Origin of the sequence: Micromonospora sp. NPDC001898, assembly GCF_042891255.1 — a bacterium.
Lineage (GTDB): Bacteria > Actinomycetota > Actinomycetes > Mycobacteriales > Micromonosporaceae > Micromonospora.
On record NZ_JBIATC010000002.1, the window covers coordinates 111,081 to 124,189 of the forward strand.

10 protein-coding genes and 1 pseudogene are annotated in these 13,109 nt (G+C 73.0%); 2 read left to right on the plus strand and 9 right to left on the minus strand.

What is annotated here, in order from left to right; translation table 11 throughout:
* The first annotated feature begins 22 nt into the window (after positions 1 to 22).
* Positions 23 to 703, plus strand: coding sequence for a metal-dependent transcriptional regulator (locus ACFYZF_RS05200; protein ID WP_387016229.1), 681 nt, complete (start codon positions 23 to 25; stop codon positions 701 to 703).
* Between the two features lie 58 nt (positions 704 to 761).
* Here ACFYZF_RS05200 and ACFYZF_RS05205 read toward each other — a convergent pair whose 3' ends face one another.
* From ACFYZF_RS05205 to nrdR, 7 genes and pseudogenes are all read right to left on the minus strand, one after another.
* Positions 762 to 1,313 (minus strand): hypothetical protein, encoded by a 552-nt coding sequence (locus ACFYZF_RS05205; RefSeq protein WP_387016231.1) that lies wholly within the window; start codon positions 1,311 to 1,313, stop codon positions 762 to 764.
* Positions 1,314 to 1,439: 126 nt separating this feature from the next.
* Positions 1,440 to 2,423: an asparaginase domain-containing protein gene (locus tag ACFYZF_RS05210; protein ID WP_387016233.1), complete on the minus strand. Its 984-nt coding sequence runs from the start codon at positions 2,421 to 2,423 to the stop codon at positions 1,440 to 1,442.
* Complete coding sequence (locus tag ACFYZF_RS05215; protein WP_387016234.1) at positions 2,420 to 3,076, minus strand: class I SAM-dependent DNA methyltransferase; 657 nt, start codon at positions 3,074 to 3,076, stop codon at positions 2,420 to 2,422. The genes ACFYZF_RS05210 and ACFYZF_RS05215 overlap by 4 nt, the downstream gene beginning before the upstream one ends.
* Positions 3,077 to 3,127: 51 nt before the next feature.
* Positions 3,128 to 3,622 (minus strand): DinB family protein, encoded by a 495-nt coding sequence (locus tag ACFYZF_RS05220; RefSeq protein ID WP_387016235.1) that lies wholly within the window; start codon positions 3,620 to 3,622, stop codon positions 3,128 to 3,130.
* Positions 3,623 to 3,692: 70 nt separating this feature from the next.
* Positions 3,693 to 4,634, minus strand: a pseudogene (locus ACFYZF_RS05225) (DUF2332 domain-containing protein); the annotation flags it as partial.
* Positions 4,635 to 4,748: 114 nt separating this feature from the next.
* The gene (locus tag ACFYZF_RS05230; RefSeq protein WP_387016237.1) at positions 4,749 to 7,634 is read right to left on the minus strand and encodes a vitamin B12-dependent ribonucleotide reductase; all 2,886 of its coding nucleotides are present in this window, start codon (positions 7,632 to 7,634) and stop codon (positions 4,749 to 4,751) included.
* Positions 7,635 to 7,700: 66 nt separating this feature from the next.
* On the minus strand, positions 7,701 to 8,216 hold the full coding sequence (gene nrdR, locus ACFYZF_RS05235) for a transcriptional regulator NrdR (RefSeq protein ID WP_387016239.1): 516 nt from the start codon (positions 8,214 to 8,216) through the stop codon (positions 7,701 to 7,703).
* 573 nt (positions 8,217 to 8,789) lie between these two features.
* On the opposite strand from nrdR, the gene lexA reads away from it, so the two are divergent.
* The gene (gene lexA / locus ACFYZF_RS05240; RefSeq protein ID WP_387016241.1) at positions 8,790 to 9,575 is read left to right on the plus strand and encodes a transcriptional repressor LexA; all 786 of its coding nucleotides are present in this window, start codon (positions 8,790 to 8,792) and stop codon (positions 9,573 to 9,575) included.
* Positions 9,576 to 9,699: 124 nt separating this feature from the next.
* Here lexA and ACFYZF_RS05245 read toward each other — a convergent pair whose 3' ends face one another.
* Complete coding sequence (locus ACFYZF_RS05245) at positions 9,700 to 11,424, minus strand: hypothetical protein (protein WP_387016242.1); 1,725 nt, start codon at positions 11,422 to 11,424, stop codon at positions 9,700 to 9,702.
* A gap of 197 nt (positions 11,425 to 11,621) precedes the next feature.
* Positions 11,622 to 13,073: a GTPase HflX gene (gene hflX, locus ACFYZF_RS05250; RefSeq protein WP_387016243.1), complete on the minus strand. Its 1,452-nt coding sequence runs from the start codon at positions 13,071 to 13,073 to the stop codon at positions 11,622 to 11,624.
* Between the last annotated feature and the right edge of the window lie 36 nt (positions 13,074 to 13,109).

Below are 13,109 nucleotides of genomic sequence, written 5' to 3' on the forward strand. Positions count from 1 at the left end.
CGACCTCTGGGAGGTCGCTGACGTGAATGACCTGGTCGACACGACCGAGATGTACCTGCGCACCATCCTCGAACTGGAAGAGGAGGGTGTGCCGCCGCTGCGTGCCCGCATCGCCGAACGGTTGAGCCAGAGCGGCCCCACCGTCAGCCAGACGGTCGCCCGGATGGAGCGCGACGGACTGCTCACCGTCGAGGGCGACCGGCACCTGATGCTGACCGCGCTGGGCCGCAACGCCGCCGTGTCCGTGATGCGCAAGCACCGGCTCGCCGAGCTGCTGCTGGTCAACGTCATCGGAATGCCCTACGAGGAGGCCCACGAGGAGGCCTGCCGGTGGGAGCACGTGATGAGCGACGCGGTGGAGAAGCGGGTCTACGACCTGCTCAACCGCCCGACCCGCTCGCCCTACGGCAACCTCATCCCGGGCCTGGAAGAGCTGGGCACCCCGGGGGCGCCGGCCGGCGGCACCGAGGGTGAGCGCAACCTGGCGTTCCCCGGGCTGTCCGGCCCGGTGGTGGTGCGGCGCATCTGCGAGAGCGTCCAGACCGACGCCGACGTGCTGCGCCAGCTGCACGCCGCCGGGGTCGACCCGGGTGCCACGGTGACCGTGGCCCAGGAGCGCGACGGCGTCTTCATCAACCGCTCCGGCGACCGGATCCGGCTGCCCCGCGAGGTCGCCTCCCGGGTGTTCGTCGCCGCCCACTGACTCACCGGCCCTGACGCGCCCGATCGGCCCCGCGACGCCGGCCCGATCGGGCCGGGGCTCACAGTGCTCGGGTGTCGACCGTCTGCGCCAGGCCGACGAGCCGCTCCGCCAGCTGTTCCACGGCGGCGCGGGTGGTGCCCTTCGGCAGCGTCCAGCGCAACGTGGCGAGCCGGTCCTCGGCCGCCAGCCAGCCGACCTCGGCGACCGGCCCGTGGCCGTCGGCGGCGGAGGCGGTCCGCCGGTAGCCGGCCCGGCCCAGCTCGCTGACCTCTCGGGCCCCGCCCGGCCGCACGTCGGCGGTGAAGCCCGCCACGTCGATCGAGGTGGCGCTGACGGTGAGCGCCACCTCGGGCAGCAGCGCCTGCGCCGCGCGGACCACGCAGGTGTGCGTGTCACCGCGCGAGCTGGACGCCGCCACGTCGAACCGTTCCCCGGTGTGCTCCTCGATCACCGCGAAGTCGAGCAGCCGGCACGCGCCGCCCGAGGAGGCCGCCGGCACGTCGAGCACGACCGGTTCGGCCCGGGGCACCGCCACCGGCCCGGGGTCCTGGGCGGCGCACCCCGACACCACCAACGCCGCTACGCCCGCGAGACAGATCCGACCGCGCACGCCCCACCTCCGCCGTCCCCGGCGGGCTCCCGCCGGTTGTCGTCGGACACCGTACGGGCTGTCCGCGTCGGACGGAAGCCCTCAGTCAGGTCACGTACGGGCAGTGTCGGCAGCCGCCGGTCCGGTTCAGCCGCGCCGGGCGAACTCGGCGGCGATCCCCGCCCGGTCCGCGCCCGCCGCGAGCAGCACCCGCAGCAGCACCTTCGCTTTGTAGGGGTCGAGCAGCCCCCCGTTGACCAGCCCACGCCGCTGGAGGTCGGTCTCCGACCCCACTGCCCCGTACGTGTGCCGCAGCACCGCCCCGGCCCCGGTCCGCGAGGTGAGTACCACCGGCACCCGCTCCGCCAGTTCTCCGAGCACCGGGGCGAGCGGGGGCGGGACGTGTCCGACGCCGAACCCGGCCACGACCACCCCGTCCCGGCCCCGGAACAGGTCGGTGACGAGGTCGGTGTCCTCGTCGAGGGTGACGGTGTGCAGGGCCACCCGGACCGCGTCGAGCCGGTCGGCGGCCACCCCGGGCACCGGGGACAGCCGGCGCGGTCGGGTCAGCACCCGCACCTCCCCCTCCACAACCTGTCCGAGCGGCCCGGCGTTCGGCGAGACGAAGGCCCCGGTGCTAGTGCTGTGCGTCTTGCGGACCCAGCGGGCGGCGTGCACCTCGTCGTGACACACGACCAGTGCCCCCAGGTCACGGGCGGTCGGGGCGGCGGCCACCCGGGCCGCCGCGAGCAGATTCGCCGGGCCGTCCGCACCGGCGAGGGTGGGGTTGCGCATCGCGCCGGTGAAGACGAGCGGCTCCGGGTGTGGCCAGAGCAGGTCGGCCAGGAACACCGTCTCTTCCAGCGTGTCGGTGCCCTGGGTCACCACCACCCCGGCCGCGCCGCCGGCCACCGCCGACGACGCCGCGTCGACCAGGTCCAGGATCTGCCGGTACGTGAGGTCCGCGCTGGGCACCGCCCGCGCATCGCGTACGTCGATCGGATGGCCGAGGTCGGCGAGGCCCGGCACGGCGGCGATCAGGTCGGCCCCGACGAGCCGGGCGACCACCCCGCCCTCGGCGGACCCGGCCATCGCGATGGTCCCGCCGAGGGTGAACAGGACGACGGTCACCGCCCGGCCTCCCCGCCGAGCCGACGTGCCAGCAGGTACGCCTGCGGGCCGCGCTCGTACCCCTCGGGTTCGCGGAGCAGGCGGGCGTGCACGGCGAACCCGGCCTCGGCAAGCTGCGCGGCGACCCGGTCCGGCGGCAGCCGGTGCACATCGTAGGAGACGGTGTGGCCGTACGCCTGCTCAAGGCGGATGCGCTCTTCGCCGGCCTTGAACGCGAGCAGCAGCTCACCGCCCGGTGCGAGCACCCGGTGGAACCCGGCGAAGACGCCGGGGAGCAGCTCCGGCGGCAGGTGGATGATCGAGTACCAGGCGACGAGGCCGGCGAGGCTGCCATCGGGCAACGGCAGGTCGGTCATCGACCCGACGGCGAAGCGCAGCCCCGGCCAGGTGTCCCGGGCCACCGCCACCATCCCCGGGGACAGGTCGAGCCCCGCGACGTCCAGCCCCAGGTCGCGCAGGTGGGCGGTGATCCGGCCGGTGCCGCAGCCGACCTCGACGACCGGCCCCGCGTCGCCGACCAGCTCGACGAAGGTGGCCAGCAGCGCCCGTTCCAGCGGCTTGCCCGCCAGCTCGCCGTGCACCAGTCGGGCGTAGTCGACAGCCACCGTGTCGTACGCGGCGCGGGTCTCCCGCAGCCAGCCCGGTTCCCCCATGACCGGCCACCTTAGTCGCCGCCGGAACCGTCGTGGGGACGCCGGCGCGAGTCAGTCCGTCAGCACCAGCCACGCCCGGCCGTCGATCAGCTCCCGGGCGGCGTCGAGGTGCCCGGCATGGCAGGCGGTCTCGGTGATCACGTGCAGGACCGTCCGGCGCAGGGCGTGCGGCGGCAGGCCCGGGAAGACCTCCTCCGGCCACCACACCGGGGCGGCGTCCAGGTCGGTGCCGGCGATCACCGCGTCGGCCAGCTCCGCCTCCCGCCGGTACAGGTCGAACACCGCCGCGGCCGGCGTCTCCGCGTCGACCCGCCAGGCGTCGGCCCCGGACTCCAGGTCGACGCGCTCGCCGGCGACGACGGCCCGGAACCAGAACCGCTCGACGTCGAGGGCGAGGTGGCGGACCAGCCCCAGACAGGACCAGCCGGACGGCAGCACCGGACGGCGCAGGGCCTCCTCGGGCAGCCCGTCCAGGATGCCGAGCACGTGGTGGCGCTGCGCGTGAAGCGCCGCCAGCAGCGCCGTGCGCTCCTCACCGTGGGTCATCCGGGCCCTCCGTTTCCGCGGGTTCGCGTGCCGTCAGCTCGACGAATGGACCGGGCCGCCCAGCCTGGGCGAACCAGGTGAGCGCCTGCCCGTGTGGGCGGGTCCAGGCCAGCGGCGTGCCGTCCAACGCGAGCACGTTGTGCAGCGCGTCGTCCGGCGGGTCGGGCAGGCCGTCGTACCCCAGCACGTCCGGGGCCTCGTTCGAGATCCAGTGCCCGGGTAGGCCGCGTACCGTCTCGGCGAACGCGGCCCGGCCCGGCGGCGGCACCAGATAGAGCACGGAGGTGTGGAACACCACCAGCGTCGCCCCGGCCGGCGCCCGCGCGGCCAGGGCCGGCAGGTCGGCCACCAGATCGCCGCGTACCAGCAGCGGCGGATCGACCGCCGCGACGGACGCGGCGGCCCGCAGCCGGGCCCGGCGGTGAGTGTGCTCGGGCCAGATGAGCGCGTCCAGCCAGGCGACGTCGGCCGGGTCGGTCACGTCGAGCGGGTTCAGGTCCAGGCCGGCCCGCCACACCACCTCGGGCCGGCGGTCGGGCGGCGCCGTCCCGCTGAGCGCGCAGTCGAGGACCGGCTCGCCCGCGCCGAGCAGGTGACCGCCGTAGCGGTAGGCGTACCGGTCGGGGTAGAGGCAGAGCCCGGCGGACGCGCCGACCTCCAGCAGCGCGAGCGGCTGCGGCAGCGCGGCGAGCACCGGCAGCAGCACGGCGCACCGCCCGGCCTCGTTCGTCTGGGTGGCGCGCACGCGCAGCTCCGCCTCGATCGCCGGCCAGTGCGCCACCACGAAGTCGCGAAACGCGGCCGGGTCCTCGACCGGGCCGCCGAGGAACCGTACGACGCCGAACAGCAGGTTGGGCTGCCGCCTGGCCGGCGGGAGCGTGTCGAGCGACGCGAGCACCCCGGCGTCGCGGGAGACCGCCAGGGCCAGGCGCTCGTACGCGGGCGACACGCCGTGCGCCTCGCGGGCGGCGAACTCGGCGTAGTTGGCGGCGGTAGATAGGGCTTCGTGGATCACCGGGACAGTGTAGGGAGGCACGGTGTCATCGACTTGGCGCTTCCTAGCCTGCGGCCTGGTCCCGGCTCACGAGCCCCGGGCGCGTCAACGCCCGGGGCTCGTTGCCTTCTGTCAGCTACAACCGCTGGTGGAGCCGCAGCCCTCGCAGACGTAGCAGCTGCCGGCGGGGCGCATCTTCGTGCCGCAGGTGAAGCAGAGCGGCGCGTCGGCGGCCTTGCCGATCACGGCCTCCAGCAGCTCGGTGCTGGAGCCGACCGCCGGGGCCGGCTTGGCCGCAGCGACGTCGGCGATCTCCTTCGCCGGCTGGGCGATCGGGCCGGTCTTCGTCTCCGGTGCCTCGACCGGGGCGGAGGAGGCCATCGCGGTCAGCTCCGCACCGCTGATCGACGCGCTCTCCGCCTCCGCCTCGGCCCGCAGCTGGGCGGCCCGTTCCTTGGCGGTGAAGATGCCCAGCTCGGCGCGGCCCTCGTACGGCAGGAAGTCCAGAGCCAGGCGACGGAAGATGTAGTCCATCACCGAGGCGGCCATCCGCACGTCCGGGTCGTCGGTCATGCCGGCCGGCTCGAAGCGCATGTTGGTGAACTTGCTGACGTACGTCTCCAGCGGGACGCCGTACTGGAGACCGATGGAGATGGCCACCGAGAAGGCGTCCATCACCCCGGCCAGGGTCGAGCCCTGCTTCGACATCTTGAGGAAGACCTCGCCGAGGCCGTCATCGGGGTACGACGACGCGGTGAGGTACCCCTCGGCGCCGCCGACGGAGAAGCTGACCGTCTGCGACGGGCGCTTCTTCGGCAGCCGCTTGCGCACCGGGCGGTACTCGACGACCTTCTCGACCGTCTTCTCCACCGCGGCCGGAGCCTCGGCGGGCGCGAGCGTCTTGTTCGGCTTGGCCACGGACAGCGGCTGGCCGACCTTGCAGTTGTCCCGGTAGATGGCCAGCGCCTTGAGGCCGAGCTTCCAGCCCTCGAAGTAGATCTTCTCGACGTCGGCGACGGTGGCCTGCTCCGGCATGTTGACCGTCTTGGAGATGGCGCCGGAGATGAACGGCTGGACGGCCGCCATCATCCGTACGTGCCCCATCGGCGCGATGGACCGTTCGCCCATGGCGCAGTCGAAGACCGGGTAGTGCTCCGGCTTGAGGCCGGGGGCGTCCACCACGTGGCCGTGGTCGGCGATGTGCTCCACGATCGCCTCGACCTGCTCCTCGGGGTAGCCGAGGCTGCGCAGGGCGCGCGGGACGGTCTGGTTGACGATCTGCATCGAGCCGCCGCCGACCAGCTTCTTGAACTTGACCAGCGCCAAATCGGGCTCGACACCCGTGGTGTCACAATCCATCATCAGGCCGATGGTTCCGGTCGGAGCCAGCACTGCGGCCTGCGAGTTGCGCCAGCCGAACTTGTCACCGATCTTGTTGCCCTGGGTCCACTGCTTCGTCGCCTCGCGGACGATCGCGGTGGCTACCGTGCTGGTGGGCTTGATCTCGTCGTTGGCGGCGGCGTGCTTGCGCATGACCCGCTTGTGCGGCTCGGCGTTGCGGGCGTAGCCGTCGTACGGGCCGACGATACCGGCCAGCTCGGCCGAGCGGCGGTACGCGGTGCCGGTCATCAGCGACGTGATCGAGGCGGCGACCGAGCGGCCCTGCTCCGAGTCGTACGGCTGACCGGTGGCCATCAGCAGCGCGCCGAGGTTGGCGTACCCGATGCCGAGCTGCCGGTAGGCGCGGGTGGTCTCGCCGATCTTCTCGGTCGGGAAGTCGGCGAAGCAGATCGAGATGTCCATCGCGGTGATGACCAGCTCGACCGACCTGACGAACTTCTCCACCTCGAAGCCACCGTCGGCACGGAGGAACTTCATCAGGTTGAGCGAGGCCAGGTTGCACGAGGAGTTGTCCAGGTGCAGGTACTCCGAGCAGGGATTCGACGCGGTGATCCGGCCGGTCTCCGGGCAGGTGTGCCAGTCGTTGATGGTGTCGTCGTACTGCAGGCCGGGGTCGGCGCACTCCCAGGCGGCCTGGGAGATGGTGCGGAACAGCTTCTTGGCGTCGATGGTCTCGATGGTCTGCCCGTCGAGCCTGCCGCGCAGGTCGAAGCCGCCGCCGTTCTCCACCGCCGTCATGAACTCGTCGGAGACCCGGACCGAGTTGTTGGCGTTCTGGTACTGCACACTGACGATGTCGTTGCCGCCGAGGTCCATGTCGAAGCCGGCGTCCCGCAGCGCGCGGATCTTGTCCTCCTCGCGCGCCTTGGTGATCACGAACTCCTCGATGTCCGGGTGGTCGACGTCGAGGATGACCATCTTGGCCGCGCGCCGGGTGGCGCCGCCGGACTTTATGGTCCCCGCGCTCGCGTCCGCGCCGCGCATGAAGCTGACCGGGCCGGAGGCGGTGCCACCGGAGGAGAGCAGCTCCCGGGAGGAGCGGATCCGGGACAGGTTGACCCCGGAGCCGGAGCCGCCCTTGAAGATCAGCCCCTCCTCCTTGTACCAGTCGAGGATCGAGTCCATCGAGTCGTCGACGGCCAGGATGAAACACGCAGAGACCTGTTGGGGCGACGGCGTACCGACGTTGAACCAGACCGGCGAGTTGAAGCTGAACACCTGGTGCAGCAGCATCCAGGTCAGTTCGTGGGCGAACACCTCGGCGTCGGCCGGGGTCGCGAAGTAGCCGTACTCCTCGCCCGCCTTGCGGTAGGTGCTGACCACCCGGTCGATGAGCTGCCGCAGCGACCACTCCCGGTCCGGGGTGCCCACCGCGCCCCGGAAGTACTTGGTGGTCACGATGTTGGCCGCGTTGACGCTCCAGGACTCGGGGAACTCGACCCCGCGCTGCTCGAAGTTGATCGAGCCGTCCCGCCAGTTCGTCATCACGACGTCGCGACGCTCCCACGTCACCTCGTCGTACGGGTGGACCCCGTCGGTCGTCCACACCCGCTCGATCTTGAGGCCCGCGCCGGCCTTCGTCCGCGTCCGGCTGGCTGTCACGCCGTCCCCCGCCATCTCATCCGCCCCCTCGTCTGCGCGGTCACCCGCCGCGCGTCGCACTGTCAGCAATTCAGGAAAAGCTCAAACGGTACGGTCGGCGGCCCCCGCCGCCGACCCGGCGTCGCCGTCCGCCCCGGCGCCCCTGCGGGCGCGGGCGGCGGCCCGCAGCGTCTCGATCTCGCGCTCGAAGTCGGTCAGCGAGTCGAACGAACGGTAGACGCTGGCGAAGCGGAGGTACGCCACCTCGTCCAGGTCCCGCAGCGGGCCGAGGATCGCCAGCCCCACGTCGTGGCTGGGGATCTCGGCGGCCCCCTTGGCCCGGATGGTCTCCTCGACCTTCTGGGCGAGCAGGGCGATGGAGTCCTCGTCGACCGGCCGCCCCTGGCACGCCTTGCGCACCCCACCGCCGATCTTGGTACGGCTGAACGGCTCGGTCACCCCGCTGCGCTTGACCACCGCGAGCACCGCCTCCTCGACGGTGGTGAACCGCTTACCGCACTCCGGGCAGGACCGCCGTCGGCGGATCAACTGGCCGTCGTCGGCCTCCCGCGAGTCGACGACCCGGGAGTCGGCGTGCCTGCAGTACGGGCACCGCATCGCCTGACCTCCTTCGTCGATGGCGGGCACACCGGGCACCCCCGGACGCACGGAACCGCGGCGCCGGCCCTGTGTGGGGCCGCCGCCGGGTGCGGCAGCAGGGAGTGCGGTCGGTAGTTGAACCCAACCTGTAGGCGACTTACGCCCATGTGACTACTACATCTAGGGGTCGACGGTATGCGTCCGGCGGACCGAAATCAAGTTCGCCGACCCGCCCGGCGCGTCATCAGGATCACGTCCCGCACTCTCCCTCACCGGCTCGCCGAAAGCCCAACGCGGGACCGCTCCCCCTGGTCACGGCCGACCCGCCGAGGGCGGGAAGCCGCGGGCAGGGTGGGCGGGAACTCGAACTGACGTTCGAGAGCCGCGTACCGTTTACCAGAACAGGCGTTCGGATTTCCCGGTTTCCCGCTCCGACACGCCGACGAAGGTCGTACAGATGTTTGAAAATGACCGATCCCACCTATACGGTCAAGAACAACCGGACGCGGCGGGTTCCGCCCCGCCCGGTCGCCACACCCCGCACGCACCACGAGCCGCCGAGGCACCCAGCGCCGACCAGGGAGGACGGACGTGACCGAGGACCGGGCCAGCCGGCCGAAGAACCCGCAGCAGATCGCCGAGGCGGGTCCGCCGGCCACTCGGCGCCCCCGCGCCGCGCGCAGCCGGACCGGGCAGCCGGCCGTGCGAGCGGTCACCCCGGTGGTCAGCAGCTTCCCCGACCCGGCCACGGTCGACCTCACCGCCCGGCAGCGCCGCATCCTGGAGTTCATCCGCACCTGGGTCGATCGGCACGGGTACCCGCCGAGCGTGCGGGAGATCGGCGAGGCCGTCGGTCTCGTCTCCCCGTCCAGCGTCGCCTACCAGCTCAAGGAGCTGGAGAAGAAGGGCTTCCTGCGCCGCGACCCGAACCGGCCGCGTGCGGTGGACGTCCGGCCCCCCAGCGACATGATCGACGACGAGGCGTCCCGCTCGCAGCGGCCCGCCCCGGCGTACGTGCCGATGCTGGGCCGGATCGCCGCCGGTGGGCCGATCCTCGCCGAGCAGGCGGTGGAGGACATCTTCCCCCTCCCCCGCGAGCTGGTCGGCGAGGGCGAGGTCTTCATGCTCCAGGTCAAGGGCGACTCGATGCTCGACGCCGCGATCTGCGACGGGGACTGGGTGGTGGTCCGGCAGCAGCCGACCGCCGACTCCGGCGAGATCGTCGCGGCGATGCTCGACGGGGAGGCGACGGTGAAGACCTACCGCCACCGGGACGGCCACGTCTGGCTGATGCCGCAGAACCCGGCCTTCGACCCGATCCCCGGCGACGACGCCACCATCATGGGCCGGGTCGTCGCCGTCCTGCGCCGGATCTGACCGCTGTCGGGCAGCGGTCGCCACGGCGGCCGTCGCCCCCGGGGCCGTCGCCCCAGCGAGGCATCGTCCACCGCGCCGCTGGCGACCTGGTGCCCGAGTCGGGGCAGATCGGTAGGCGGATCCGTCAGTAGCGGTCGCCGCGGTGCCCGCGACCGCTGCCGGGTGCCTGGCCGCCGTAGCCGCCCCGCCCGTCATCGGGCCCGCCCTCGCCGCGCCGACCCGCGCGGGGGTCGCGCGGGTCGCGGGGGTCGCGCCCCCGCCGGGGCGGCTCGGCCCGCCCGCCGGCTCCGTACACCCCGCCGCGCACCGGCCGGCTGTCCCGGCCGGGCTGGCCTCCGCTCGGAGGCTGCCCGCCGGCGGGCTGGTCCCCGCCGTACACGCCACCGCCCGGTCGGCCACCGCCGCCGTAGACCCCGCCGCCCTGAGGCCGGCCACCGCCGCCGCCGGGACGGCCACCGCCGCCTGCGGGACGGCCACCGCCGCCTCCATAGACCCCGCGGGAGGGGCCCCGGGCCGGGCCGCCGGCGGCCGGGCCCTCGCCGTACACGCCACCGGCGGCCGGCGCGCCGCCGTAGACCCCGCCGCGCGATCGGTCCCCGCCCGGCGGCGGGCCGTCGGCGGGGCGGCCGTAGCCGGGCTCGTCCGGGCCGTCGTCCAGCGGGAACTCGTCCCGCTCCGACACGTCCTGGCGGGCCTTCGGACCGCCGGCCGGCGCGGGGCGCTTCCGCGCCCGCACGATGCCGAAGATGCCCGCGCCGACCATCAGCGCACCGATCACGCCGACTACGGCGATCAGGTACGTGATCTGGTCGAGGCTCAGCCCCTCGAACCAGGACTTCCCCGCCGCGGGCTTGGACGGGCCGGCGTCGCCACCGGTCAGCGCCTCGGCGCCGGTGGTGGAGGGGGCGTAGGCCAGGATGTCGATCGGGTCGTCCGGGGCCAGCTCACCGCCGTCGGAGACCGTGACGAACGACTTGCCGTCCGGCGTGTAGGAGATCGCCTCGCCGAACGGGTCCGTCAGCGGGGTCACCCGGGGCTTGCCGCCGGTCAGCGCCCCGACGATGTCGCCGTTCGACACGTCGTACTCGAAGGCGTCCGCGTACGTGCGCAGCACCACCTTCGTGCCGTCGGGAGAGCGGGCGGCGCCGGTGACGGCGACCCGGCCGAAAAGGCCCATCCGGGTGTCGGTATTGGTCTTCGGCAGCCCGATCTCGCCGACCTTCTCCATCGGCACCGGGCTGGTCTCGCCGCTCTTGAGGGCCCCCACCGGGCGGAAGATCTCTGCCTTTCCCGAGGCCACCTTGGTGATGATCAAGGGCTTGCCGTCGTCGCTGATCAGCAGCGCCTCGGCGTCGTGTGGCTTGCCCTCGGGATAGGAGAGCCGGTGCAGCACCGGGCGGGCCGACCCGTCGGCCGGCATGCTCCACACCGCCACCCGCGCCCGCCGCGTGGTGCTGGTGATGTTGTCACCGATGTCGGCGATCCACAGCTTCGCGCCGTCCGGCGAGAGCGCGAGGTCCTCGGTGTCGAGCGGACCCTTCCCCGAGTAGCGCACCGGCTCCCTCGCCAGCTTGCACTTGGTGTCGAGGAAGAACACCCGCTTGTGGCTCTCGACGTCGGTGCCGTCGTTGACCACCACGTATCCGCTCTTCGTGGCCACCAGGCCGGAGAGCTCCCGCAGCCGCTCGTCGACGACCGTGCAGCGCTTCTTGCCGGGAGTCGGCTCGGGTGCGGCGGCCGCCGGGGCGGGCGCGGCCGGGGCGGGCGCGGCCGGGGCGGCTCCGGAGAGCGCCACGGTCGCCCCGAGCAGGCCGAGGGCAACCGTGACCGAGGAAACAGCGCGGCGCATGGGGTTCAGTGTCGCATGCCACGTGAATACCGGAGTCACGCCGGGACGCCGACGTTGAGCCGCCACTCGCGACCGGACGATACGGACCCGGGCCAGCAGGCACTACCCGGCCGACGCCGATCCGGCACGCCGGCTGGGACGTCGCCCCGACGGAGGCGCCGCGATCCCCGGGGCCGGCGTACCGGCCCCGGGGTCACTCAGCGGGTGGCGACGGCGACAGGTGTCTCCTCCGCGGCGTACGGGTTGAGCTCGGCGGCGAGCGCCTCATTCACCCGCACGTGCAGCAGCGTGCCCTCGGGCAGGTGGGCGGCGCTGAGCACCTCGCCCTGCCGGTGCACCCGGGCCACCAGGTCACCCCGGTCGTACGGGAGCACCGCGCGGACCTCCACCGCCGGGCTGGGCAGCCGCTTCTCGATGGCCGCCCGAACCTCGTCGATCCCCTGCCCCGAGCGGGCCGAGGCGAAGACGGCGTCCGGCCAGAGCCGCTTGAGCCGCAGCAGGGTGTCCTCCTCGGCCGCGTCGGTCTTGTTGATCACCAGCAGCTCGGGAAGCCGGTCGGCGCCCACCTCGGCGAGCACCTCGCGGACCGCCCGGACCTGCTCCTCCGGGTCCGGGTGGGCGCCGTCGACGACGTGTACCACCAGGTCGGACTCGGCGACCTCCTCCAGGGTCGAACGGAACGCCTCGACGATCTGGTGCGGCAGGTGCCGGACGAAGCCGACGGTGTCGGAGAGGGTGTAGATCCGGCCGTCGGGGGCGGTGGCCTTGCGGGTGGTCGGGTCCAGGGTGGCGAACAGCGCGTTCTCCACCAGCACTCCGGCCCCCGTCAGCCGGTTGAGCAGGCTTGACTTGCCGGCGTTGGTGTAGCCGGCGATCGCCACGGCCGGTACGGCGTTGCGGGAGCGGCGGGAGCGCTTGGTCTGGCGTACCGTCTTCATGGCCTTGATCTCCCGGCGCAGCCGGGAGATGCGGTGCCGGATGCGACGCCGGTCGGTCTCCAGCTTGGTCTCACCGGGACCGCGCACGCCCACGCCGCCGCCCGCGCCGCCGCCGCGACCGGAACCACCGGTCTGCCGGGACAGCGTCTCGCCCCAGCCGCGCAGCCGGGGCAGCAGGTATTCGAGCTGGGCCAGCTCGACCTGTGCCCGGCCCTCCTTGCTCTTGGCGTGCTGGGCGAAGATGTCCAGGATCAGCGCGGTGCGGTCGACCACCTTGACCTTGGTGCGCTGCTCCAGGTTGCGCAGCTGGGACGGGGACAGCTCACCGTCGCAGATCACCGTGTCGGCACCGGAGGAGAGCACCATCGACCCGAGGTCGTCGACCTTGCCCCGGCCGATGTACGTCGCCGGGTCGGGGCGGTTGCGGCGCTGGATCAGCCCCTCCAGCACCTGTGAGCCGGCCGTCTCGGCCAGCGCCGCCAGCTCGGTGAGGGAGTTCTCGGCGTCGGTCTGGCTGCCCTCGGTCCATACTCCGACGAGGACGACCCGCTCCAGCCGGAGCTGGCGGTACTCGACCTCGGTGACGTCGGTGAGCTCGGTGGAGAGGCCAGGGACCCGCCGCAGCGCCTGCCGCTCCGACAGCTCGAACCCCCCGGTGGTGGCGTCGATTTCGTCGTCTGAGAGGGGTACGTAGGTCTCCTGGTCGCGCAAGTGCGCCTCCCTGTCCGTTCTGTACCGAAGCGACGG